This is a genomic window from Parahaliea maris, from assembly GCF_008064665.1.
Taxonomy (GTDB): domain Bacteria; phylum Pseudomonadota; class Gammaproteobacteria; order Pseudomonadales; family Halieaceae; genus Parahaliea; species Parahaliea maris.
Map to the genome: position 1 here is coordinate 66,317 of NZ_VRZA01000011.1, position 24,537 is coordinate 90,853.

24 protein-coding genes and 1 rRNA gene are annotated in these 24,537 nt (G+C 63.3%); 16 read left to right on the forward strand and 9 right to left on the reverse strand.

Annotated features, from left to right (window positions below):
- Positions 1-60: 60 nt before the first annotated feature.
- From FV139_RS20255 to FV139_RS20315, 13 genes are read left to right on the forward strand one after another with little or no spacing between them, the layout of a single operon-like run.
- Complete coding sequence (locus FV139_RS20255) at positions 61-375, forward strand: hypothetical protein (RefSeq protein ID WP_148070315.1); 315 nt, start codon at positions 61-63, stop codon at positions 373-375.
- Between the two features lie 13 nt (positions 376-388).
- Entirely contained in the window at positions 389-1,174 is a 786-nt protein-coding gene (locus FV139_RS20260; protein WP_148070316.1) for a hypothetical protein, read from the forward strand.
- Positions 1,171-2,388: a hypothetical protein gene (locus FV139_RS20265; RefSeq protein WP_148070317.1), complete on the forward strand. Its 1,218-nt coding sequence runs from the start codon at positions 1,171-1,173 to the stop codon at positions 2,386-2,388. Before FV139_RS20260 ends, FV139_RS20265 begins: the two co-directional genes overlap by 4 nt.
- 44 nt (positions 2,389-2,432) lie before the next feature.
- Complete coding sequence (locus FV139_RS20270; protein WP_148070318.1) at positions 2,433-3,959, forward strand: tetratricopeptide repeat protein; 1,527 nt, start codon at positions 2,433-2,435, stop codon at positions 3,957-3,959.
- The gene (locus tag FV139_RS20275; RefSeq protein WP_148070319.1) at positions 3,960-6,029 is read left to right on the forward strand and encodes a PEGA domain-containing protein; all 2,070 of its coding nucleotides are present in this window, start codon (positions 3,960-3,962) and stop codon (positions 6,027-6,029) included.
- A gap of 3 nt (positions 6,030-6,032) precedes the next feature.
- Positions 6,033-6,254: a hypothetical protein gene (locus tag FV139_RS20280; RefSeq protein WP_148070320.1), complete on the forward strand. Its 222-nt coding sequence runs from the start codon at positions 6,033-6,035 to the stop codon at positions 6,252-6,254.
- Between the two features lie 31 nt (positions 6,255-6,285).
- Positions 6,286-7,071: a MotA/TolQ/ExbB proton channel family protein gene (locus FV139_RS20285; RefSeq protein ID WP_407946835.1), complete on the forward strand. Its 786-nt coding sequence runs from the start codon at positions 6,286-6,288 to the stop codon at positions 7,069-7,071.
- Entirely contained in the window at positions 7,071-8,345 is a 1,275-nt protein-coding gene (locus FV139_RS20290; RefSeq protein WP_148070322.1) for a hypothetical protein, read from the forward strand. The genes FV139_RS20285 and FV139_RS20290 overlap by 1 nt, the downstream gene beginning before the upstream one ends.
- Before the next feature lie 15 nt (positions 8,346-8,360).
- Complete coding sequence (locus FV139_RS20295; RefSeq protein ID WP_187276664.1) at positions 8,361-9,452, forward strand: vWA domain-containing protein; 1,092 nt, start codon at positions 8,361-8,363, stop codon at positions 9,450-9,452.
- Positions 9,452-10,450: a vWA domain-containing protein gene (locus tag FV139_RS20300; protein WP_148070324.1), complete on the forward strand. Its 999-nt coding sequence runs from the start codon at positions 9,452-9,454 to the stop codon at positions 10,448-10,450. Before FV139_RS20295 ends, FV139_RS20300 begins: the two co-directional genes overlap by 1 nt.
- Entirely contained in the window at positions 10,422-11,114 is a 693-nt protein-coding gene (locus FV139_RS20305) for a hypothetical protein (protein WP_235898745.1), read from the forward strand. Before FV139_RS20300 ends, FV139_RS20305 begins: the two co-directional genes overlap by 29 nt.
- 2 nt (positions 11,115-11,116) lie before the next feature.
- The gene (locus FV139_RS20310; RefSeq protein ID WP_407946836.1) at positions 11,117-11,782 is read left to right on the forward strand and encodes a hypothetical protein; all 666 of its coding nucleotides are present in this window, start codon (positions 11,117-11,119) and stop codon (positions 11,780-11,782) included.
- A 12-nt stretch (positions 11,783-11,794) separates the two neighbouring features.
- Positions 11,795-13,264 (forward strand): M48 family metalloprotease, encoded by a 1,470-nt coding sequence (locus tag FV139_RS20315; RefSeq protein WP_235898746.1) that lies wholly within the window; start codon positions 11,795-11,797, stop codon positions 13,262-13,264.
- Here FV139_RS20315 and FV139_RS20320 read toward each other — a convergent pair.
- The 5 genes from FV139_RS20320 to FV139_RS20340 all read right to left on the reverse strand — a co-directional run bounded on the left by FV139_RS20320 (position 13,261) and on the right by FV139_RS20340 (position 16,456).
- Positions 13,261-13,578 carry a DUF2288 domain-containing protein gene (locus FV139_RS20320; RefSeq protein ID WP_148070326.1) on the reverse strand — a complete coding sequence of 106 codons (318 nt, stop codon included), beginning with the start codon at positions 13,576-13,578 and terminating at the stop codon, positions 13,261-13,263. The genes FV139_RS20315 and FV139_RS20320 overlap by 4 nt on opposite strands.
- Complete coding sequence (locus FV139_RS20325) at positions 13,571-14,221, reverse strand: MBL fold metallo-hydrolase (protein ID WP_148070327.1); 651 nt, start codon at positions 14,219-14,221, stop codon at positions 13,571-13,573. The genes FV139_RS20320 and FV139_RS20325 overlap by 8 nt, the downstream gene beginning before the upstream one ends.
- A gap of 56 nt (positions 14,222-14,277) precedes the next feature.
- A complete protein-coding gene (locus FV139_RS20330; protein WP_148070328.1) occupies positions 14,278-15,570 on the reverse strand; it encodes a dicarboxylate/amino acid:cation symporter in 1,293 nt (430 codons plus the stop codon).
- A 15-nt stretch (positions 15,571-15,585) separates the two neighbouring features.
- Positions 15,586-15,864, reverse strand: a complete 279-nt coding sequence (locus FV139_RS21330) for a Kazal-type serine protease inhibitor family protein (RefSeq protein WP_148070329.1) — start codon at positions 15,862-15,864, stop codon at positions 15,586-15,588.
- Between the two features lie 97 nt (positions 15,865-15,961).
- Positions 15,962-16,456, reverse strand: a complete 495-nt coding sequence (locus FV139_RS20340; protein ID WP_148070330.1) for a SixA phosphatase family protein — start codon at positions 16,454-16,456, stop codon at positions 15,962-15,964.
- Between the two features lie 210 nt (positions 16,457-16,666).
- On the opposite strand from FV139_RS20340, the gene FV139_RS20345 reads away from it, so the two are divergent.
- Together FV139_RS20345 and FV139_RS20350 are read left to right on the forward strand one after the other, a co-directional pair.
- Positions 16,667-17,068: a CBS domain-containing protein gene (locus FV139_RS20345; RefSeq protein ID WP_148070331.1), complete on the forward strand. Its 402-nt coding sequence runs from the start codon at positions 16,667-16,669 to the stop codon at positions 17,066-17,068.
- 139 nt (positions 17,069-17,207) lie between these two features.
- On the forward strand, positions 17,208-19,532 hold the full coding sequence (locus tag FV139_RS20350) for a Tex family protein (RefSeq protein WP_148070332.1): 2,325 nt from the start codon (positions 17,208-17,210) through the stop codon (positions 19,530-19,532).
- Between the two features lie 33 nt (positions 19,533-19,565).
- On the opposite strand, the gene FV139_RS20355 is transcribed toward FV139_RS20350, so the two are convergent.
- The 4 genes from FV139_RS20355 to rrf all read right to left on the reverse strand — a co-directional run bounded on the left by FV139_RS20355 (position 19,566) and on the right by rrf (position 24,256).
- On the reverse strand, positions 19,566-20,795 hold the full coding sequence (locus FV139_RS20355; protein WP_148070333.1) for an HD-GYP domain-containing protein: 1,230 nt from the start codon (positions 20,793-20,795) through the stop codon (positions 19,566-19,568).
- A 124-nt stretch (positions 20,796-20,919) separates the two neighbouring features.
- Positions 20,920-22,788, reverse strand: coding sequence for a hypothetical protein (locus tag FV139_RS20360; RefSeq protein ID WP_148070334.1), 1,869 nt, complete (start codon positions 22,786-22,788; stop codon positions 20,920-20,922).
- Positions 22,789-22,864: 76 nt separating this feature from the next.
- Entirely contained in the window at positions 22,865-23,653 is a 789-nt protein-coding gene (locus FV139_RS20365) for a hypothetical protein (protein WP_148070335.1), read from the reverse strand.
- A gap of 487 nt (positions 23,654-24,140) precedes the next feature.
- Positions 24,141-24,256 (reverse strand): 5S ribosomal RNA (rrf, locus tag FV139_RS20370).
- Between the two features lie 65 nt (positions 24,257-24,321).
- Between rrf and FV139_RS21170 the strand changes: the two genes are divergently transcribed.
- On the forward strand, positions 24,322-24,537 hold a 216-nt coding region (locus FV139_RS21170), incomplete at its 3' end, for a hypothetical protein (RefSeq protein ID WP_213004190.1).

Below are 24,537 nucleotides of genomic sequence, written 5' to 3' on the forward strand. Positions count from 1 at the left end.
CCAGTTCCGTACGGCCGCCCTCTCGGCGGCCGTGCTTTCGTCGTGCCTGTTTCTGGCCGGGTGCCCCAGTTCCAGCAATCCGACCATGCCCCAGCCGCCGTCGATGCCGAGTTCAAGCTCATCCTCGAGTTCTTCCAGTTCCTCCAGCTCATCGAGTTCCTCCAGTTCGTCGAGTTCATCCAGCTCTTCCAGTTCGAGCTCCTCATCGAGTTCGTCATCACCATCCAGCTCCAGTTCGTCTTCACCGGGCGGAGCGTCCTCCCCGCCATCGGGCAGCAGCTCCTCCCCAGCGGGAGCCAGTTCGCCGGCCGGCAGCAGTGGGTCCAGCGCGTCCAATGGCGGCAGCCAGTCCCCCGCCGGCAGCAGCGGTGCTGAATTCCCGGGGGAGATGCCCGGCCAGGGCAGCGACGGTGAAGCGACCGCCAGCGCAGGAGAGTCCGGCAGCAGCGAGACCGGGGAGGGGCAGGATGCCGGCGAGCCTGGCTTTGGTACCGGAGAAGGCGGCGGACAGGCCCTTCCGGACCTGCGCGACGAACCCGTCGTCCAGTCCAGCATGCCGAGCATGGAACAGGTCATGGCCGAGGCCGCGGCCCAGGCGGGGGGTGGAGGTGCCGCAGGCGGACAGAATGAAGGTCAGCAAGGTAGCCAGGGTGGTTCACAGGGCGGTGGTAGCCAGGCCGGCATGCCAGATGGCGGTGCTCCCGAAGGCGGTACCCCTGCAGGCGGTATGGGTGGCATGGGTGGTACCGGCCCGCTGACACCGGCCGAGCAGGTGGCGATACTCGACGCCCGCCTGGAAGAAGGCACCGGTGAATTCGATGCCATGATTCTGGAAGAACAGGCGGCGCAACGCCGCGCCCAACGCGACAATCCTGCGCCGGAGCCGGCCCAGAGCAATGAACCTGCAGGCGGTGGCGGCAACAGCCCCTACGGTAGCGATATCGCCGACGCCGGCGGTTCCAGCACCGGTGGCGGCATGGGCGGCGCCTCTCGCGGCGGCGGCCAGATGCCGCAAAATACCGCCAAGTACCCGCCACCGGCGGACATTCCCAGCGGCGATGACGACGATGTCGTTGCCCGCCAGTTGCGCGAGGCCGCCATGCGCGAGCCCGACCCCGCAGTGCGCGAGAAGCTGTGGGACGAATACCGCAAGTACAAGGGCATCTCTCCGTGACCCATGCCCTGAGGAGCCTCGGCCTGCTGCTGGCGGCTGCCGCCCTGGCGGGCTGTGTCAGCCAGACGGTCAAAAGCACCTCGGTACCACCACTGGCCACCACCGCAGAACCGATTCCTGAGGAACTCCTGCTCGATGTGGGCATCGCCATTTTCGACCCGGGCCTCGAACAGTACGAAGAGGACGAGCAGGTCTACCCGGAAGTACGCAAGGCCGAGGCCCGCTACATGCCCCGCCTGTTATCAGAGGCCATGCAGAACAGCGGCGCCTGGGGCGCGGTGCGTGTGGTACCCAGTGCCGCCCAGATCACCGACCTGCGGGTAGAAGGCAAGATACTCAAATCCGACGGTGAAGAGTTGCAACTGCACATCACCGCGAAGGATTCACGCAACCGCGAGTGGCTCGACAAAACCTATTCCGGGCACGCCAGCCGCTATGCCTATGACAGCGCCACCCGCGTCAGCTACGACCCGTTCCAGGCGGTGTACCACACCATAGCCAACGACCTGCTGCAGCACATGGAAACCCTCCAGCTGGCCGAACTCGAACATGTCCGGGTGGTCACCGAATTGCGCTTTGCCCGAACGTTTTCGCCAGACGCCTTTGGCGATTACCTCGAGGAAACCAGCAAGGGTTACTACAAGGTGTTGCGCCTGCCGGCCCACAATGACCCGATGCTGGAGCGCATTCACAGCATTCGTGAACGCGACAATATGTTTGTCGACACCATGCAGGCCTACTACGGCAGTTTTACCGGACAAATGGAGGCCCCCTACCAGGAGTGGCGCAAATTGAGCTATGAGGAGGCCATCGCCCTGCAGGAGCTCAAAGAGGAGAGCACCCGCAGGCTGATTGCCGGCGGTGTAGCCGTGCTGGCAGGTATTGCCGCCGCGGGTAGCAGCGAGGGTTCCAGCCGGGCCGCAGGCAATGTCGCCATTATCGGTGGCGGCTACCTGCTCAAGAGCGGGCTGGAAAAACGCAATGAAGCGCAGATTCACGTTGAAGCCCTGGAAGAACTGGGCATGTCGCTGGAGGCTGAAATCACGCCACAGGTGATCGAACTGGAAGATCGCACTATCATGCTTAGTGGCAACGTGGAGGACCAGTACGCCCAGTGGCGCGAAATCCTCGCGGATATCTACCGCGCGGAAATGGGAGAACTGGCCCTGCCCGAAGCCGCCCATTCGCAGGCCGCTCGTACTGAATCACCCTGAGCAGGCCCCGGCCCCAGGAATAGCACAGGCGGTACCAACCAGGCATGTCTCCAAACCAGGATCAACTCACACCGACCCCCTTCGAGCCGGCGGCCCGGCAATCCAGTACAAGCAGCGCCCCCCCGGCAAGCGCTTCGGGCAGCCCCCGCTGGGTTGTACCCGCGCTGCTTGCGCTGGTCGCGGTCGCGCTGGGCGTGGTTTTCCTGTTACCTCAACCCTCGCCAGACCCTGTACAACCTCTGCCCGACACCGCCGGCGAACCCGCCACACAGGCCGCTCCCCGCGCCACCAACAGAGACACCAAAGCTCCGCCTGAAAGCAGCCCCTGGGCCGACGCCCAGCAGGCCGAACTGCGCAAGGAGGCCCAGGACGCCCTGGCGGAGTTGCTGGAATTGCAACGGGAGCTCGAGGACCAGGGCGCCGAGCAGTGGGCGGCTGAGGAATTTGCCGCGGCAATTGCCCTGGCTGCTGACGGTGATGCCCTCTACCGCGAACGCGAGTACGTTGCCGCAGGACAGCAGTACCAGGCCGCTCTGGAGGGCCTGCAGGCCATCGCCGACAGTGTCCCCGAACGTCTCGCCAGCCAGCTCGAGCAGGCCCGCCTGGCCATCGAGGCGGGTGCCATCGAAGCCGTCGGCCAGCACCTCGAACAGGCCGCGCTACTGGGCCCCGACAGCGCGGATCTGGCCGCCCTGCAAGCCCGGGCAGAGCGCCTCCCTGAACTCCTTGCAGAAATGGATGGCGCCGCCAGCGCGGAGGCCAGCGGCGACCTTGCCGCAGCAGAGGCCGGCCTGGAACAGGCCACGAAGATCGACCCCGAGCACCAGCGAGCCGCCGCCGAGCTGGCGCGAGTAAAAGAGCTGCACATCGCCCAGCGCTTCAATCGCGCCATGAGCGAGGGCTATGCCGCCCTCGACGAGGGCCGTTACAGTGCCGCCCGCGAGGCCTTCAAAAAGGCCCGCGGGCTGCGTCCGAATGCGGCGGAAGTCGACAGCGCCCTGGCGGAACTGCAGAGCACGGAGACTGCTGCTCGCCTCGCCGGCCTGCGCCGCCAGGGCGAGCAACTGGAGTCCGCCGAGGACTGGAAAGCCGCCGCCGACAGCTACCAGAAGGCGCTGGCCATTGACGCCAGCGTGGTCTATGCCCAGGAAGGGCTGGCCCGGGCGCAACCGCGTGCCGAGCTGCAGACCCAGTTGGAAGAGATCACCGACAAACCCGAGCGCCTGTCAGACCCCAGTGTAGCCAGGGCGACGACTCAACTACTGGAAAAAGCCCGGGCGATTCAGCCGCAGGGACCAGTACTGGCAGGTCAGATCGCTGAAATCGATAACCTGCTGGCCATCGCCAACCAGCCCATTGCCGTCACCCTGCGTTCAGACCAGCAGACCGCGGTTACCGTCTACAAGGTGGCGCGGCTGGGCCAGTTCAGTGAACGCCAGCTGGAACTGCGGCCGGGCACCTATACCGCGGTCGGTACCCGCAACGGCTATCGCGACGTGCGGCGTACCTTTACCATCAGTCCGGATACTCCACCGGAAACGGTCCTGATAGCCTGTACGGAACCCATCTGAATGTCTGACACCAGCGGCGCCCGGGATGGCGCCATCACGCCGGCCGCGTTCGAACCCCTGACGCCCGGGGCAAAGGCTCCCGGGCCCCGCCGCCACCCGCTGCGCTGGGTGCTCATCGCGCTCGGTTTGCTGTTTGCACTGCTGATGGCCTTCCTGCTCACCGCGCGCTCGGTGCTGATTACCGTCACGCCCCAGAGCGATGCCAGCGTCGACGTGGGCGGCTTGCACCTGCCCTTTGGTGAACGGATTCTGATCCGCCCCGGCCATTACGATCTCTCGGTCACCGCACCCGGTTACTTCCCCTTGCAAACCAACCTCGAGGTCACCGATGAAGACAGTCAGGAAGTCCTGCTGACCCTGACACCCCTCCCCGGCCGTTTGCATTTTGTGAGTGAGCCCCCCGGCGCCAGGGTACTGCTGGACGGCGAGGAACTCGGACTGACACCGCTGGAGGATGTGGAAGTCGCCGCCGGACCCCACGACCTGACCCTGCAGGCGCCGCGCTACCAGCCCTGGGAGCAGGCCATCGAGGTTACCGGGCGCGAACAGCGCCAGCAGGTACAGGCACAGCTGTTGCCGGCCTGGGCCGAAGTCAGCATCACCAGCGAGCCGGTCGGAGCAACGGTGACGGTCGCCGGAGAACCCGCCGGCACCACCCCCGGGGTGGTCGAGATACTGCAAGGAGAACAGGAAATCGGCCTGCGCCTGCCGGGCTATGCCGACTGGACCAGCACCCTGGCAGTCACGGCGGGCGAGCCACAGGACCTCGGCAGCATCACGCTCATCCCCGCCGCCGGTATTCTGGCACTCTCCAGCAACCCTGCCGGAGCCAATGTCACCCTCGACGGCGAATACCAGGGACAGACTCCACTGACCCTGGAACTGGCGCCAGACAAGTCCCAGCGTATCCACCTGTCACGCCCGGGCTACCGGCGGCACAGTGAAACCATCACCCTCGCGGCAGGTGAAAGCACAGAGCGCGCCATTCGGCTGCAGGCACAGCTCGGGGAATTGCGCCTGGTGGTCAGCCCCGCCGAGGCCAGCGTCAAGATCAACGGCAGGGTCGTGGGCCAGGGCAGCCAGACCCTGAGCCTGCCCACCTTCGAACACCGGGTCGAGGTCAGCCTGCCCGGCTACGCGACCCTGTCGCGCCGGGTCACCCCGCGCATGGGTATCGAGCAGCAGCTGGACTTCGCCCTGCAGACCCAGCAGGCCGCCAAGCTCGCCAAACTGACGCCGGAGATCACCACGGCCCTGGGCCAGACCCTGAAACTCTTCACCCCGGGAGACTCGCCGCTGAGCGAATTCACCATGGGCGCCTCGCGCCGCGAGTCCGGCCGCCGTGCCAACGAGGTGCTGCGGCCGGTTGCCCTGCAACGCATGTTCTACCTGCAGACCACCGAGGTGACCAACGCCCAGTTCCGGCAGTTCCAGGCCAATCACAACTCGGGCCAGGTGGAAGGCAACAGCCTGAACCAGGAGCACCAGCCGGTCGTGGCCGTGAGCTGGCAGCAGGCTGCCCAGTTCTGCAACTGGCTGAGCCGCAAGGAGGGACTGGAGCCCTTCTACACTCAGCGCGAAGGCATCGTCACCGGCTTCAACCCGGACGCCCTCGGCTATCGCCTGCCGAGCGAGGCCGAGTGGGCCTGGGCCGCGCGCGCCGAAGGGGAAGCCCTGCTCAAATTCCCCTGGGGTGAAGACTTCCCCCCCACTGCGCCCGTTGAAAACTATGCCGATAACACGTCCGCCTACGTTACCGGCCGCATCCTCAATGGCTACACTGACGGCTACGTGGTCAGCGCCCCGGTGGCCTCGTTCAAACCCAACAGCAAGGGCCTGTATGATCTGGGCGGCAACGTCGCGGAGTGGGTGAACGACGTCTACACCATTCCCCAGGCCAACGGGTCTCTGGAAACTGATCCGCTCGGCGGCCAGAGCGGCGACAACTACGTGGTCAAGGGCGCCAGCTGGTCCCTCAGCAAACTGGCGGAACTGCGGCTGTCCTATCGCGATTATGGGCAAGCCGGACGCGATGACGTAGGATTCCGTATTGCACGTTACGCGGAGTAGAAGATGAAGTTACGCCCGGCACTGCTGCTGTTGATGCTGCTGGCTACAGGGCTTGCCGGCGCCCAGGACCCCGCAGACCCGAATACCCCGACTGACGCCAACACCCCGGCACAGGCCACCGCGAATGCGCCTCCTGCGCGACAGCAGGACGATTCCCCCTTCGATTACCAGGCATCGGAGCAGATTTCCGAGGATCTCTCGGTCTCCTTCCCGGTGGACATATAGGACCCGCACAGGACCGCGCATGAAAACCCGAATGTCATCCGAATTTATCTTCCAGATTTTCGCCCTGCTGATCGCGATCATCGTGGTGCACGCGGTGTATGTGGGTGCCATTCGCCCCGCCGCCGACGCCCAGATCCGCCAGGAAATGGCCCTGCAGGCGGCGGGTGAAGACTTCGTGCCGGAGCGCAGTTTTGCCGTGGTCATTCGCGATTTCGAACAGGAGGCCTGTTTTATCCTGCTGATCTGGGCCCTGGCCATCATGGCCTACAAGGGGCGCCGCACCGTGCAAGAACAACAGCTACTGGATCGGGCCCTGCTCGAGGTACCCGATGGCACCAGTGTGCTGCCGGAAGACGCCCGCGAATACAGCCGCGCCCTGGAAGCCCTGCCGGACAAGGAGCAGGATTTACTGCTGCCCCGCACCCTGCTCTCGGCCCTGCAGCGCTTCGCCACGACCGGCAGCATCCAGGCCGTGTCCGACACCATCAAGGAACAGTGCGAAATCGAATCAGACCGCCTCGACTCCGAGCTGTCGATGGTCCGGTACATCTCCTGGGCCATTCCCTCCATCGGGTTTATTGGTACCGTCCGCGGTATCGGTGACGCCCTGGGCCAGGCCTACAAAGCGGTAGAGGGGGATATCTCCGGCGTTACCGTGAGCCTCGGGGTGGCGTTTAACAGTACCTTTGTGGCGCTGGTACTCTCCATCATCATTATGTTCTGCCTGCACCAGCTGCAGCTGTCGCAGGAACGGCTGGTGCTGGATTGCCAGCGCTACGCCGACAAACGCCTGCTGCGTCACCTGGTGGCTCACTGATGAGTATCGCTGTTCTCGACATCAATGACGCCAACCTGCAACTGTGGCACGGCGACAAACACGTGCAGAGCCCCGGTTACGCCCTGCTGGTGGGCACTGAATACCGCTTCGGTGCGGCCGCCCGCGCCGCAGCCCGGCTGCGGCCACGGGATGTCTCCACACGCTACTGGGGACAACTGAACACCCAGCCCCTGCAGCCAGCCCTGGGCCCCGCCCGCCACAGTGCCGACCTGGTCCACGCGCACCTGCTGGACTTGCACAAGGCGGCCGGGGAACCCGCTGAAGTCCTGCTGGCGGTGCCAGGCAACCTGGAGCGGGAGCAGTTGTCTCTGCTGCTCGGCATCATCGAACAGTGCCCTTTCTCCGCCGTAGGACTGGTCAATCGCAGCGTGGCCCTGGCCCAGCCCGAAGCGGGCAACGGGCGCCTGTTTCACCTGGAGTTCCAGCTTCACCAGGCCCTGCTCAGCGAGTTCGAGGACAATGGCGGAGAGCGCCGCCTGCTGAGCAGCCAACCCCTTCCAGGATGCGGCATGCTGCCCCTGCAGGAGCGGCTGGTTGAGATCATTGCAAACCACTTCATCCGCCACACCCGTTTCGACCCACGGCGCAAGGCGGGCACCGAACAGGATCTGTACGATGCCCTGCCCTCAGCCCTTATCGCCCTGCGCCAGCGGGGCGAGGCCAGCCTGTCCATCGCCGGCTACAGCACAAGGATCCAGGCCGCGGCCTTGCTCGAGGCCGGCCAGCGCCTGTTCTCGCGAGTGAAGGAACTCACCCGCGGCAGCACTCCTCGCCTGCTGGCGGACCCCCTGGCCGGCCTGCTCCCGGGCGCCGAGTCGGAACTGCCCGGGCTGCACATACTGGAACCCGACCGACTGCCCAGGGTGACATCGGAACAACAGCCACACATCGTGCACCGGGACCAGCCCCTGTCGCTGGTCACTACCCTGCCCTGCGCCGAGGCATCTCCCGAGCCTCCGGCGCCCGAGCCCACCCCGGTCAATTTAAACGCCGCCCCCTCCCCGACTGTGGCACCTGCGGAGGGCCCCAGCCATCTGCTGCAGGGTTTCAGCGCCCGCCCCCTGCAAGCCGCAGGCACTCTCCTGGCCGAGGGCTGCGAACTGTATTACGAAAATGCGCAATGGCAGCTGCGAGGAACCGGCGCCACCGTCAACGGCCTGCCCTACCACCCGGGGCGCCCCCTGCACTGCGGTGACACCCTGGCGGTCGCCGGGCAACTGGTGGGCGTACTGATCGAGGTCGTGGACCCCTAGGGTCGGCGCAGACTGATGGCCAGGAAGAAACGCGGCTTTACCACCTTCAACCTGAGTTTCCTGGACATCATGTCCTGTGGCTTCGGCGCGGTGGTGTTGGTGTTCCTGATCATCGACCACTCCATCGAAGTCCAGTCAAAAGAACTGAACCAGGACCTGCTCTCCGAGGTCAATCTATTAGAGGAGGATATCGCCGACGGCGAGGAGGGCTTGGTGCGCCTGCGCAACACCCTGTCCGACATCGACCTGCAAATGGTGGAGGCCCAGGGCCGTGCCAGCCGCATCAACGAGCAGATCACCGAGTACGAAGCCCTGATCGAGGCGCTGCGGGCGGAGGGCTTTACCGAGCGCGAGGACATCGAGCAGCTCAAGGCCGAGATTCGCTCGCTGGAAGAGGAGGTGAAAAAACTGCAGGAGGCGGCGCGGGAAAACAGCGGCCGTAGCGCCCGGACCTATACCGGGGACGGCAATCGCCAGTATCTCACCGGCCTCAACCTGGGCGGCAAATACATCGTCCTGCTGGTGGACGTGTCCTCCAGCATGCTGGCGGATCGGCTGGTCAACATTATCCGCCTGCGCAATATGGATCCGGCGGTGCAGCGCAAGGCCGACAAGTGGAGCCGCACCCTCAATACCGTGGACTGGCTCACCGCCCAGCTACCCGCCAGCAGCTACTATCAGGTCATCACCTTCAATACCGCGACCAAGGCGGCTCTGGCGGGCACCGACGGCAAGTGGCTGGAGGTGGCCAACCAGCCACAACTGGAATCCGTGTCCACCGAATTGCGCAAACTCACCCCGTCCGGTGGCACCAGCCTGTTCAACGCCTTTTCCGAGCTGCGCAAGCTGTCTCCCGCACCGGACAATATTTTCCTGATCACCGACGGCCTACCCACCCGGGGGGCCAGCGCCCCCCGGGGCACCAAAGTGAGCGGCAAGGAGCGCCTGGAACTCTACCGCCAGGCCATTAAACAGCTGCCGCGCAATGTCCCGGTGAACATTATCCTGGCGCCGATGGAAGGCGACCCGATGGCCGCCTCCGAATTCTGGCAGCTGGCCCAGCTGACCAAGGGTTCCTTTATGAGCCCGTCGAAGGACTGGCCCTGATGGCGAAGCGACGCCCGCCAGAGGAGTTCTCCCTGTCCTTCCTGGACGTGATCTGCTGTGGTTTCGGCGCGGTGATCCTGTTGCTGATGATCACCAAGACCGTGCAGCCGCAGATTATCGAGGCCTCTACCGTCAACCTCGAAGGCAAGGTGGCTGAACTGCAGGAGCAGTTGTTCGAAATCCGTGGCGAAACCACCGTCCTCAACCGGGACCTCAATGCCAAACACGAGCAGCTCTCGGAGTACGAGGAAAAAATCGCCATTCTTCGCGGCCAACTGGCGAGCGCGCTATCCCGCTACGACAGCATACAGGTACAGGACAACAGCAATTCGGTGATCGCCGGAGAACTGGCCGATGCCCGCCAGACGCTCACCGCGGAAATGGAACGCCTGCTGGGCCGACAGCACCAGTCGAGCAACAACCTGATCGGTGGGATTCCGGTCGACAGCGAATACATCATCTTCATTATCGACACCTCCGGCTCCATGTTCTCCTACAGCTGGGACCGCATGCTGGCGGAACTGGAAGCCACCCTGAGCATTTACCCGGAAGTGAAGGGCATCCAGATCCTCAACGACATGGGCAACTACATGTTCAGCCGCTACCGCGGCCAGTGGATCCCCGACACCCCCGGCCGGCGCAAGGTCATCATGCAGAATTTGCGCAACTGGAACGTATTCAGTAACTCCAGCCCGGTAGAGGGGATTACCCAGGCCATCCGCACCTTTTACGACCCGGGCAAGAAAATCAGCATCTACGTGTTCGGCGACGAATTCACCGGCGAATCCATCGCCCAGGTGGTGCAGACGGTGGACAGGCTCAATAGCGAGAATGCCGAGGGCCGGCGCCGGGTGCGCATCCATGCCGTGGGCTTCCCGGTTCAATTCATCAGGCCGCCGCATCTGCAAACTACCGGCATTCGCTTTGCTACACTTATGCGTGAACTGACCTACCGTAATGGAGGCACCTTTGTCGGGCTCAATGATTTCAGGCCCTGAGGGTCGTCGTTTTACTCCCTGGCGCGCACTGCTGCTGGCGGTGTTTGCGTTGCTATCCGCCTGCGGACCCAGCGAGGTGGCAGTCCAGGGGCAGTTTCCCGCCCCCCTGATGCAAAAGCTCCCGCTTTCACTGGGGGTGTGGTACGACGAGGGGTTTCGCACCCACGAGTTTTTTGACGAGGCCAAGGGCCGCGCAGAGTCCGGATGGATTGTCAAAACCGGCGACGCCCAGGTGCAGATGTGGGACACCCTGTTACCGGGCATGTTCCGCGAACTCACCCACATGAAGGCCAAGCCGGAACCCGGCCAGATGAACCAGGCAGTGGATGCCGTGCTGATTCCCCACGTCGACGAACTGCAGTACGCCATTCCCACTCACACCAACGTGAAAGTCTACGAAATCTGGATGCGCTACCGCTTTGAACTGGTGTCTCCCGGCGGCAAGCCCCTGGCGGAGTGGACCATGACCGCCTACGGCAAAACGCCCACAGCCTTCCTGCAGAGCGATGAGGCGGCGGTCAACCTGGCGGCAGTGGTCGCCCTGCGCGACGCCGGCGCCAATTTCGCCACCAATTTCACCCGGGTACCCCAGGTCCAGGACTGGCTGGCCCAGCGCCGCAACACCGCGCCCCGGGTGGCCGGCAACCAGGAGGTTGAACCATGAGCATGATGCGCCGCGCCCTGTTGCTTGCCCCCCTGGTGTCGCTGCCATTGCTGACCGGCTGTGTGACCGCGACGGTGGACGAGATGGTCTTCAACGAGCCGGTGGAGGGCATCGGCGATGCCAGCGTGGTGATCCTGGGACGTCGACACGCCAGCGACTACGAAACCGAACCGGACTTCATCGAGTGCGTGGGCGATCACATTTCCTCCCGTGACAATTCGATCGAGGTGATCGATGAACTCGATTTCATCAACGCGCTCTACCCCTGGTTCGAGCCCCGCACTGCACCGCTCTACCCCGAGGACCTGGAGAAACTCCTGCAGCAACCGCCGGTGGCCCAGCGCCTGGCAGAGTTGCGCACCCAGTACATGATCTGGATCGATGGCAGCACCATCCGCACTGACTCCGCCGGCTCGATGACCTGCGGCATCGGCCCCGGCGGCGCCGGCTGCTTCGGCTTCGGCACCTGGGGCAATGACTCCGACTACGAGGCCACGATCTGGGACTTTACCAACCGGGCCGAGGTCGGCCGGATCAACGCCAGCGCCAGCGGCCAGTCCTACATGCCGGCCGTGGTGGTCCCCATTCCCATTATCGCCCCGGTCCAGGGAACCGCCTGTGACAGCGTGGGTGACCAGTTGCTGCAGTTCCTGTCCAGCGAGTACTAGAGGTAGCCCATCGTGAATCCCAGTCCCCTCCTGCGCAACTTTCTGCTGGGCTCCCTGGCGGCGCTTGCAGTGAGCGGGTGCGCCAGCAGTTCATCGTCCTCCGGGGGCGGCTCCGGCGTTGTAGTGACAGCCGGCGGCCGCGAAGTGAAGATCGAGGACGAAAGCGACGAACTCTACGCCAAGATGATGGAAGAAGGGGCCGCCTACGACGACCCGGAGCTGCAGGCCTACATCGAGCGCATCGGCCAGCGCCTTGTCGCCCACAGTGACCAACCCGACGGCGAGTTCATCTTCACCGTCATCGACAGCCCCGACATCAACGCCTTCGCCACCCCCGGCGGGTACATCTACATCAACCGGGGCCTGCTGGCCTACCTGGACAATGAGGCGGAGCTGGCGGGGGTCATATCCCACGAAATCGCCCATGTCACCGCCAACCACCACGGCCGGCAGAAATCCGGGCGAATCACCAACCAGGTCATTGCCACCACGGCCTATATCCTCACCGGCAGCGGCGACCTGGCGGATGCCTCCTCCATGTACGGACAGGAATTGCTCAGCGGTTTTGGCCGCGAGCATGAACTCGAGGCCGACGGCCTCGGCGCCGAGTACATGCACAAGGCGGGTTACGACGCCCAGGAGCTGCTGGAAGTGATTGGCGTGCTCAAGGACCAGGAGCAGTACCAGCGGGTCAAGGCGCGCTCTTCCGGCAAGCCCTCGGGCACTTACCACGGCCTTTACGCCACCCACCCTCGCAACGACCAGCGCCTGCAGACGGTGATTCGCACCGCGGGCGAACTGGACGAGGACGAGCGCTCGCCGGACCCCGTCATTCCAGGGGAATTCAAGCAGATGGTCGATGGCATGGTGTTCGGCCCCTCGATCCAGGGCCAGAAAGACGAGAACCGTTTTTACCACAACAAGCTGGCCTTCACCTTCGCCCATCCCCCGGGCTGGAGCGTGAGCACCGGCTCCTCGGCCATTGTCGCCAGCGCCCCCGATGGCGCAGCGAACCTCACCATTACCATCGCCCGCCGGGATGCCGCCAAAACCCCGGAACAGGCCCTGCGCGCAGGCGCCACAGGTGACCTGAGTGACGGCAAGGTGCTGGAGCAGGCCGGCCTGCAGGGTTACTCGGCGGTAGCGTCGGCGGGTGGTACCGCCAAGCGCCTGGCGGTGATTGACTACAAGGGACTGAACTACCAGTTCGAAGGGGCGGCGGGCGACTTTGCCGCCATGGACAAGACCCTGCTGGAAATCATCGAGAGCTTCCGCCCCCTGCTGGACCGGGAGCGGCGCAGTGGCACGCCGCTGTACGTGCGTTACGTCCAGGTGCCTCGGGGAGCCACCTACGCCAGTATCGCCAGCAGCATCAGGATTCCCGACGCCGAGGCCCAGTTACGGTTGCTGAACGGCCACTATCCGCGGGGAGAGCCGCGCACCGGAGACTGGATCAAAGTGATACAACCGGGGCCGAGCTAGCGATCCTGTACCAGAACCCAGGGGGCCGCGACCACAGCCCACAATTGAGCCCCTGACTCGTACCAGGCCAGGGCTTCGGCATCGCTGACCGGGGCGACCAGGTCAGCGCCGGTCCACTCCTCGAAGCGCTGCTTGTTGTCCATTCCCAACTGCACCGCAACCTCCACCAGATCGAGATCCGGGCTCACCCGTATCACGCTGCCGTGGGCGTAGTAGGTCTGGAGGTCGGTCCAGGGGATGCGTGCCGTCTGGGCGTGGTATTCGCGCCGCAGCAGGTCCTCGCGGCTGGTGTCGCCCGTGGAGGCCTCAGCCATAGCGGGAGTCCGCCACGAAGGGATTGCTGCGGCGCTCCTGGCCAAAGGTGGAGGTGGGACCGTGCCCGGGGATAAAGGTAATGTCGTCTCCGAGGGGGAACAGCTTGTCGCGAATAGCGCTGACCAGTTCCTCGTGATTGCCGCGGGGAAAGTCGGTGCGGCCGATGGAGCCCTGGAACAGGACATCCCCCACCCAGGCCAGGCGCTGGCCCTCGTGCAGGAACACGACGTGCCCCGGCGTGTGCCCGGGGCAGTGATATACCTGCAGTGTCTGCTCGCCCACCGTCACTGTGTCGCCATCTTCCAGCCAGCGATCGGGCACAAAGGCGTCCGCATGGGGAAAGCCGGACATCTTGCACCACTCCGGCAGTTTGGCGATCCAGAAGTCGTCTTCCTTCTGGGGGCCCTCGATGGGTACCTCGAGTTGCTGGCGTAACACGTCGGAAGCCGCACAGTGGTCCATGTGACCGTGGGTCAGCAGTATTTTTTCAACGGTGGCATCCAGGGACTTCACCGCCGCCAGGATACGCTCCACGTCGCCACCCGGGTCGACGATGGCCGCCTTGCCGGTCGCTTCGCACTTGAGGATGGAGCAATTCTGCTGGTACGCCGTCACCGGCACTATGGTTACTTTGATCGACATAGTTCGTTCCAAAAGCTTTTCGTAGCGTAGGTTTCGTGGGCCGCGCGTAGAGTGCGCTACGCGGCCTCGTCATCCTGTTCCATATCGGCTTTCGGATTCAGGAAAATACGCTCATCCAGGTGGTTTTCGCTCTTGCCGACCACGACTGCCACTGTCGCATCGCCGGTGACATTTACTGCGGTTCGCACCATATCCAGCAAGCGGTCGACACCGATGATCATGGCAATCCCTTCCACCGGCAGGCCTGCCTGATCCAGCACCATGGCCAGGGTGATCAGACCGACACCGGGCACCGCAGCGGTGCCAATGGAAGCCAGTGTGGCGGTGAGGATAACCGTGAGGTAGGCCGTGAAAGAGAGGTCAACACCGTAGACCTGGGCGATGAATACGGTAGCCACGCCCTGCATGATCGCCGTGCCATCCATGTTGATGGTAGCGCCCAGGGGAACGGTAAAGCCGGCCACCGAATTGTGCACCCCGAGCCGGCGTTCCACCGTGCGCAGGGTCACCGGCAGGGTGGCTCCGGAAGACGCGGTACTGAACGCGAAGGCCCAGACCGAGCGCATCTTTCTCATCATGATAGCGGGTGACAGGCCGGCTATGCCCTTAAGCAACAGGCTGTAGACCACGAGCGCGTGGAAGATCAGCACCACCAGAACCGTGAGGAAGTAGGCGCCGAGATCGACGATGGCACTGAGCCCCATGTCCGAAAACAGGCTGGCCAGCAGGGCGAATACGCCGTAGGGCGCCAGCTCCATGAGTATGCCGACCATCCGCATGATGACTTCTTCCAGGTCACGGAAGAAGTCGGCGACCCGACGGCCGGCTTCGCCGGCGTGAGAGATGGCGTAGCCAAACAGCAGGGCAAAAACGATGATCTGCAGCATGTTGCCCTCGGCCATCGCCGCCACCGGGTTGGAGGGCACAATGCCCGCCAGTACGTCGATCAGCGGCGGCGGCGAGGTCGCCTCGAATTCGGCGCTGCCCGGCATGGAGACGTGGGCACCTGGGCCGACCAGTACGGCCACCAACAGCGCGGTGCTGATGGCGATGGCCGTCGTCATCAGGTAGAAGATCACGGTCTTGCCGGCGATGGGCCCCATGCGGGCACTGTCGCCGAGGGAACTGGAACCACAGATCAGCGACACCAGCACCAGGGGGACCACCAGCAATTTGAGGGAGGCAATGAACACCCGTCCCACGAGCTCCAGCACACCATCAACCACATAGTCCTGAATGATGTTGTGGAATCCGGAGGAAATACCGGAGCTGCTGAGAATCAGGTCCAGCAGGGATCCAAACAGGATACCTGCCACCATGGCGATAAGAATTCGATTGGTCAGACTCATAGGAGGCTCTTGTTGTTAGCGCAGTCCGCCCACCGCAGAGGCGTCTGCGGCCTCGCAGACCCCCTTGAGGTAGCTCACCACCGCGTCGTGGGCACAGGCGTTACAGGGGGAGGAGTAGTCCGAGCGCCCGCCACCGGCCAGTTGCCCGCAGACTGGGTCGTACTCCATGGTGCAGACCTGTGGACGCGGCTCGGGACATTGCCCGGCCAGGGACGCGGGAGGCGGGGGCGGCGGTGGTGCGGCACTACAGGCAACGAACAGGAACAGTAACGGGAGCAGTGCAGCTCGCGGCATTGACGGGCACTCCAAAGGCAGTCAGGGATTCAATGTGCAAGACTACCACCGTAGCGCCCTGAACGCAGCCCGGGGAGGCCATGGGGTCAAACATGATTCAGCGCAGTTCCCGGGGAAACAGCCGCTCGCTCAGTACGCCGGAGCCGGGCAAATCCGTCCACCCGTCAGTGGACAGTTCCAGCCGCAGATAGCCGGCGGTGGGCAGGTTATCCAGCACCGGGGTACCAGTGAGCACATTGGCGAGGTCAGTAAAAGCCGGGTTATGCCCCACCAGAAACAGGCTGTCGCTGCTGCCGGGGACGCACGACAGCCAGTCCAGCAAGTCCCGATAATCAAAGGTATAGAGGCTTTCCTGAATGTCGTGAGCACAGTTCGCGAGCTCGGGCCAGCCCTGGCACAGGCCCTCCAGGGTGAGCCGGGCCCTGCGCGCCGGGCTGCAGGACACCGCCATGGGATCCAGGCGGGTGCTCAGCGCCTGCCCCATGCGCGGTGCGTCACGCTGCCCGCGGCGATTCAGGGGCCGGTCCCTGTCGGCCAGCAGTGGGTCATCCCAGGAGGATTTGGCATGGCGGAGCAGGTGTAGTGTTTTCATGGGGCAGCCCCGGCGCAAGGTTTCACGGAAGGTCTGACTGCAGGTCTCAATGTAAGTGTAGCTGGGGTGGAGGATTTCCACGACGCTCAGGTCATGCTGCAGCAGGCACCGAACAGCACCGTGTGCCGAAGTGCACCCTGCGCGTTCCAGCATCTATACTTCTGACAGGCAGTCGCCTTTTCTGGCGGCCCGGCGCACAAGGAGATCGCAATGCTGCAATCCGTTAATCTGCGTGATTACATCCTGGCCAACCCGGTCAGAGTGAAAGCCACCGACAATATCTTCGACGCCATGCAGGTCATTATCGACAACAAGATATCCGGCGTCTGTGTAGTGGATGAGCAGAACAACCTGGTCGGCATCCTGTCGGAACTGGACTGCCTGCGAGCGGCCCTGGGGGCCATCTACAACGAGGGCGCACTGGGGGCTGTAAAGGACTACATGGCGTCGGACAACCTGGTCGTAGCCCACCCCGACGAAGACATTGTCGACGTGGCTCAGGACATGCTCATGAAGAACAAGCGCCGCCGGCCGGTGGTGGAAAACGGCAAACTGGTGGGGCAGATCACCTGTCGCCAGCTGCTCACCGCGGTGCGCAAGTTTCGCGGCTAGCGACGGTGTCCGGGCACCCGCCCTGCCGGGGGCCCTCAGCTCAGCCACAAACCACCTGAAATTTCCAGATCGTTTTCGCCGCGAGACTCGCGCATAATGCCGGACGTTGTCTGTCCACAAAGCCCGATCTGAATACTCCATGACTACAGCAATCTACTCGCGCATCGCGCAGGAACTCGCCGTGGGCGAGCACCAGGTCTCCGCCGCCGTCAGTCTGCTGGACGAAGGCGCCACAGTCCCCTTCATCTCCCGCTACCGGAAGGAAGTCACTGGCGGTCTCGACGATACCCAGATGCGCCAGTTGGAGGACCGCCTCCACTACCTGCGCGAAATGGAGGACCGGCGCCAGACGATCCTCGGCTCGATCGAAGAACAGGGCAAGCTCACGCCTGAGCTGAAAAAGTCCATTCTCGAGGCCGACAGCAAGAACCGGCTGGAAGACCTCTACCTGCCCTACAAGCCCAAGCGCCGCACCAAGGCGCAGATTGCCCGCGAGGCCGGGCTGGAGCCGCTGGCGGATGCCCTGTTATCCGACCCCACGCTCGACCCGGAGCAGGAAGCCGCTGGCTACCTGAACAGCGACGCCGGCGTTGCCGATACCAAGTCTGCGCTGGATGGTGCCCGCCAGATACTCATGGAGCGCTTCGCCGAAGACGCCGACCTGCTGGCGCGAGTGCGAGACTTTCTCGCCGACAACGTCCAGCTCGCTTCGCGCCTGGTGGATGGCAAGGAACAGGAAGCGGCGAAATTCCGCGACTACTTCGAGCACACCGAAGGCCTCGCCGGCGTCCCCTCCCACCGGGCCCTGGCCATGTTCCGCGGCCGTAACGAAGGCTTTCTGCACCTGAGCCTGGTCATGCACGCCGAGGAAAAACCCTCGGACGCCCACCCCTGCGAGGCAATGATCGCCGAGCACTGGAAGATTGCTGACCACAGCCGACCGGCTGACCGCTGGCTGCTGGATACCGTGCGCTGGGCCTGGCGGGTCAAGCTGCTCACCCACCTGCAAACCGACCTGCTGGGCCAGTTGCGCGAACGCGCCGAGAGTGAAGCCATCGAGGTGTTTGCCAACAACCTCAAGGACCTCCTGCTGGCTGCCCCTGCGGGTGCCAAGGCCACCATCGGCCTGGATCCCGGGTTGCGCACGGGGGTGAAGGTCGCCGTGGTGGACGCCACGGGCAAACTGATGGACCACTGCGCCATCTTTCCCAACCCGCCGCAGAATCGCACTGCCGAGTCGGCCGCAAAACTGCTGCAGTTGATCCAGAAATACGGGGTGGAGCTGATCGCCATCGGCAATGGTACCGCCAGCCGTGAGACGGACAAATTCGTCGGCGACCTGCTGTGCCAGCACCCGGAGCTGAAAACCAGCAAGGTCATCGTGAACGAGTCCGGCGCCTCAATCTACTCCGCCTCCGAGTTCGCGGCCCGGGAGTTTCCGGATCTCGACGTCACCATCCGCGGCGCGGTAAGTATCGCCCGCCGCTTGCAGGACCCGCTGGCGGAACTGGTCAAGATCGAGCCCAAGTCCATCGGGGTCGGCCAGTACCAGCACGATGTCAGCCAGGTCCAGCTGGCCCGGCAGCTGGATGCCGTGGTGGAGGACTGCGTAAACGCGGTGGGGGTAGACGTCAATACCGCGTCAGTACCCCTGCTCACCCGGGTATCCGGCCTCAACCAGTCCATTGCCAGCAACATCGTTGCCCTGCGGGACGAGGCGGGCAGCTTCGCCAATCGCAAGGCGCTGTTAAAGGTGGCGCGTTTTGGCGACAAGACCTTTGAACAGGCGGCGGGCTTTCTGCGCATCTCCGGCGGAGACAACCCCCTCGATGCCTCCGCTGTGCACCCGGAATCCTACGGTGTGGTGGAAGCCATCGCCGATCGCCGCCAGCGCGATGTTGCCAGCATCATCGGCGACAGCAGCTTCCTGCGCGGCCTCAAGCCCCAGGATTACACCAGCGACAGTGTCGGCCTGCCCACCGTGGTGGACATCATTGCCGAGCTGGACAAGCCGGGGCGCGACCCGCGACCGGAATTCCGTATGGCGGTATTCCAGGATGGCGTGGAGAAAATATCCGACCTGCGCCCCGACATGGTGCTGGAAGGCACAGTCACCAACGTCACCAACTTCGGCGCCTTCGTCGATATCGGCGTCCACCAGGACGGGCTGGTCCATATCTCTGCCCTGGCCGACAAGTTCGTCAAGGATCCGCGGGACGTGGTGAAGGCAGGCGATATCGTCAAAGTGAAAGTGATGGAGGTGGACGAGGCTCGCAAGCGCATCGGCCTCAGCATGCGACTCGGCGACAAGGCCAGTGACCGGGCCGGGGACAGACCCTCCGGCCCACGGGGTGATCAGCGCCGCGGCGGCGGGAAAAGTACTGCGCGCGCTCCACGCAACGAAAAGCCGGCCGCCAACAATGCCTTCGCAGCGGCCTTCGCCAATGCGCGCAAGGGTCGCTGAAACTCGTCTACGGGGGCAGCGGCGCCATCGGCCCTAGAGCTGGATGCCGGCCATGTCAATGCCGTAAGCCTCGGGCTCCAGGCTTCCGACGATTGCCAGGTTCGGTCCGCTACCAGCCTGGCTTTCCGTGACGAGATCGATGAGTCTGGGACTGGCAAGGGGCTGCTTGTCCTCGCCAAGCAGGACCATGACCTGGGGCCGCAGGCGGCGGGAGCGGTACTCCGAGACCACAACCGCCACTTCCCCCGAAGACAACTCCACCAGTGAGCCAGCCGGGTAGATGCCCACGGCCTGAATAAATTCCTCCACCAGCTCAGCCTGAAAGTCGACATCCCGCCACTCGTAAAGCTTCTTGATCGCCTCGGCGGGCGAGGTGGCACGAGCGTAACTTCGATGGCTGGTTATGGCGTCATAGCAATCGACGATGGCCGCGATCCGGGCGAAGATGGGGATGTCATCGCCTCTCAGACCCTCGGGATAGCCCGAGCCATTGTGCCGCTCGTGGTGGTAGGCGACCATGTCCAGCACGTCGCTGTTCATCAGGCCCGTCTCGCGGATCATCTCCAACCCGAGCTGGACATGCTCCCGCACCCGCTGGAATTCCTCGTCGCTCAGTGGACGGTCGGCACGCAGCAACTCAGGGTCTACACGCAGTTTACCCACATCGAACAGCACGCCGCCGATGGCCAGCGAACGCAGATCAGACCTTGGCAGCCCCAGCTGGCGACCGAGGGCTACCGCCCAGATCGAGGCACCGAGGGAGTGCTGGTAAGTGTACTGGTCCTGTTGCTTGATGCGCGCCAGCCAGATGCAGGCGTCGGGATTGCGGGAGATGCTGTCGATCATCGGCTCGACGGCTTTGCGCACCCGCAGTACATCGAGTGCACCGCCCCGTGAAACGTTTTCGAAAACGGTTTCAATGCCTTCGGAGATATCCTGTACCGCCGCCCGGGCCCGGGGAAATTCCTCGCTCCAATCGGCCTTGTCTTCGTAGGCTTTCAGACGACGGCCACCGAACAGTTCCTGGGGGGCGCGCCGCGGGCGGCTGACAGTACGCCGTGGGGCAAGCTTCTCCCCCTTGGCGCTTTTCTGATAGTCGACGTAAACATACTGGCAGAATTCGCGCAGCTTGCGGATATCCTCGGAGGACTCAATCTGGAAGCCCTGCAGGAAAAAGGGCGTTTCCAGCCAGGGCCTGTCCAGGGAGGAGATATACATCCCGACTTCCAGGTCGACTGTATAGACTTTTTCGATGTTGATCATACCGCTTGGCAATCCGGCCGGTGCTCGCATCACCCAAGCATAGCGCGCAGCGCTACCCCACCCGCTGATCGAATGGTCGCAGTGTGATCAGGTTCACAGAGCGGGGCCCGCCAGGCCCGCCGGTTCAGAGGGTAGGCGCCACTTCCCGGATGCGTCGCCAGGCACGCAGTGCAGTGGCAAAACCGGCCGCACGGGTCTGAATTACCTGGACAATCGCAGACTCGTCAACGTCGTCGGGCACGTCAGGAATATCCGCCAACGCAGCCGGCTGCTGCAAAGCGGCAACACAGGCTCTGGCGTTGTTCTCCAGATAGCCTTTCCAGTTGGCATCCAGAGTACCTGTATCGGCGAGTCGGTCGTTGAGCGTCTGTAACGCAAACCCCTGGGCCCGCGTCAGCAGGGCGCGATATCGGGCAACAAGGCCCGAGGGCGATAGCTGGGCCAGTGTGTCGAGGCGTGCGGCCAGCAAATCCATGCGGGTGTCGTAGTCAACGCTGGCATCGAAAGGCTTGAACTCACCAAGCCAGGAACCCAGCAACTGCAGCCCGCCCTTTGGTACCACACTGTCCCCCTGCGGATTACCTGCACGGTTCTCTACGGGCAGGTGCGGGACCGACCAGGCGTACTCCAGGACCACGGAGTCCGGAATCAGGAAGTCGAGCATGATCCCGAATAACTGGTCTTCACCCCGCAACGCGGGGAAGTAGGGCGGCAATTCCGCGCGATTGTCGAGGCCGGTTACCTGTGACATCACGGCCCGCTTGGTCACGGTATTACGCGGCTGACCTACCCAACACTGCCGTGTAGTCAACGCGGTGTGCAAGCCACCTTCCGAGGCGAGCATCGAACGGACATTGTCCGACCCTAGATTGGGTAGCCAGGCATTATTGGTCGTGCCCGGATCGCCGACAGCGCCAGATTGAGTGACCAGAACGCTTGATTCGGCGTGGAGGTCGCGAAACAGCGACAGACTGGCGCCGGCGAGTTGCCCCGGCTGCAGCCCTTCGCTACCGAACTCGGCTAACGCCTGAGCCAGGGATTGACCCAGGCAACGCCCGTGCCCGGCGAGGGGGTCAAAGTCCAGCGGCTGCCACTGACGTTGCCAGCCTGTCATGTCCTGGTAGAACTCGGCACTGCGCATCCCGTCGGCTACCACCGGGGCATTCTCCGTACCCGGACGTGCGACCGCCATGGCCAGGACGTCGTCATCCAGGATCACCGCGCGCTCGCCAACGGACAGCAGGAGGCACAGGTTGCGGGATCTGCCGTAAGTTTTCTGCCCGCCCCACTCCTCCCGGGAAAACAGAAAACGAACCGCAGGCTCATCCTCAGGCAATGCCGCACAGAGCTTTGTAATCAGGTCAGCCTGTTCTTCCGGGCCGATGTAGGCGAGCGTGCTGGGACTGACAAGATTGAACTGCTCGACGGCTTCGCGGTTGTGCCGGGCATTTTCCGCCTGGCGTGAATCATCGATCAGGTAGAGCTGTTTCTGCTGTGCCAGCTTGCCGTTGTGTAACAGGGACTCCAGTAGTCGGGCGACGGCTGCCGGTCGGTCACAGGTGATAATAAAGGACTTGGTGCGATCGACAGCGTTCGTACTCACACTTTGATTAACCCGCTCGCAAATGCTGCCGGCGGATATCATCAGGCCGGAATCCTTTACCAGCCCAAGTACCCTGAGCGCATCGTTGACGTTGCCGCCAAGTTGCGGAAAGAGCGCGGTCAGCCGCTGGGCATGCTCACCCAGCGTCCTGAACTCGAGGCAATGCTGCAGGACCATCGCCACTTGTGGCTGGCTCAATAATTGAGCCCCGGTGTGCTTGCCCACCAACAGTGTGCCTCCGGCAACACTGAGCGATTCAAAGTCGTCTACTGCGTACAACATCTGATCGGCCTCCTGCCGCACGGGCTGGGCAGGCGCACCTTCCGTGCGCGACTGGGGCGCACCGGTATTCATCTGAAAGGAATAGGAGACTTTGGGTTCGTCACTCATGGTGATTACTCACTGTTGTGCCGCAAAAAAGCGGGGATTCTAGGGAGTTATAGCAGGACTGTAAACGCGACGCCGCCTAGAGGGCCACTTCCAGCCGATAGTCCGCCGCCTTCAGGGTTAACTGAAAACCATCTTCTGTGTCAGCGACGGTGTTGCGAAGCCAGCCCTGTGTCGCCTTGAACAGTGGACCGTTAGCCGCCAACACGGGCAGCCGCAGTAGCAGGACATCGCCCGCTGAATTCAACCGTACCGAGTGGCCGGTCTGGCCTATCCGGCGCTGGATGTCGAGCCTCGCCCACTCGATACTGACCCCGCGCCATATCTTCCATCGTAACTCTTCCGCCAGGGATGCCAGTTCGGAGTACAACTGCTCACACAGTGACCGCGCCCTCCGGGGCTCATTGTGTCGAGTGAACACCAAGCTGATCCCCTGGTACTGGCAGTTCATTCCGTCCTGGTTGAAGGACCATTGTATTTGCACAGGGACAGGCGGTGGAGGTGCGGGGGCATCAGTCACCAGAGGCGTGGGAAGTAAGTCCTCACAATCCGCTGAGCGGCAAAAAGTATTTAGCACCTGCTGTTCGTAAGCTGCCTGTTGGTCGCCACGTGGATGGCTCAGCATAACCCGGTGCTCACCGGCTACCACCATGGCCGCCTCGCCACCTACCCCGGAAAACAGCCTGACAACTTCACCAGCGGTAACGCTGTTCCTGGCCGCCAGCAAAAGCTGGGTGTAACTCTCGACAGACAGTGCCCAGGAACGGCGATCCTTCCCATCTTCCTCATCCTCCGCCTCGCGCAACGCGAGGTCCGCTTCGGCGTAGTAAACCTCGACCAGTGCCTCCAGGGCTGAATTCGCGAACACACGCTGCTGTTCCTGGTCGGCGCTCTGTAGAGCGCGAACGATTCGGGTATAGCGACTTGCTGCTGGAATGCCTTCGTTCCCGGGTTCTGGTAGCGGTGTAGCGCTGAGTTGCGGTACCAGAAGGATCAGGAACGCTATCAGCGCTGGAAATCTTGTTGTGGCGGGAGTTGGCATGCCTGCGGTCCGGGAAGTGAGAGGAGATTATAGCGTGGGGGGGTGGGAGGGGGGGGTGGAGACAGTGGGCAGGTTCGAGTGGCAGCCCTTCGGGCTGCAGAGCCCACCCCGCTGTATCGGGTGTGACCTACTTTAAGTAGCGAGCGGTGCTCGCTATCCCTTCGGGACGCCTTCGGCGCTTAAAGCCCGTTCCTGCGGAACAGGGCTTTGCACATGGCGGCCCTCCGGGCCGCGTCAGGGCGGGAGAGAAGATCAACGCATCCTAAAAAACAAAACCCCCGCAGCGGCGCTGCGGGGGTTTTCTTTTTTAGAAGCCTGGCGATGACCTACTCTCACATGGGGAAACCCCACACTACCATCGGCGATGCATCGTTTCACTACTGAGTTCGGGATGGGGTCAGGTGGTTCCAATGCTCTATTGTCGCCAGGCAAACTGGCATGCCTCCGGTCTCAATCTCAACAACCGGCAGCACTGACCTCCATGGATGGAGGAAATGCTGGAAATCGTCTGGAACGATTTCAGTGCAAATAAGGCGGTAAATCAAGCTTGTGAAGTTGAGTCGCTCTTTCTGCTAATGCTTTCGCACCGGCATTTAACACTGGACTTAATCACAACATCCTGCGAAGTCTGCAACGTGTGCCTCTTACTGCGCACACCAAACAACTTGGATTATATGGTCAAGCCTCACGGGCAATTAGTACTGGTTAGC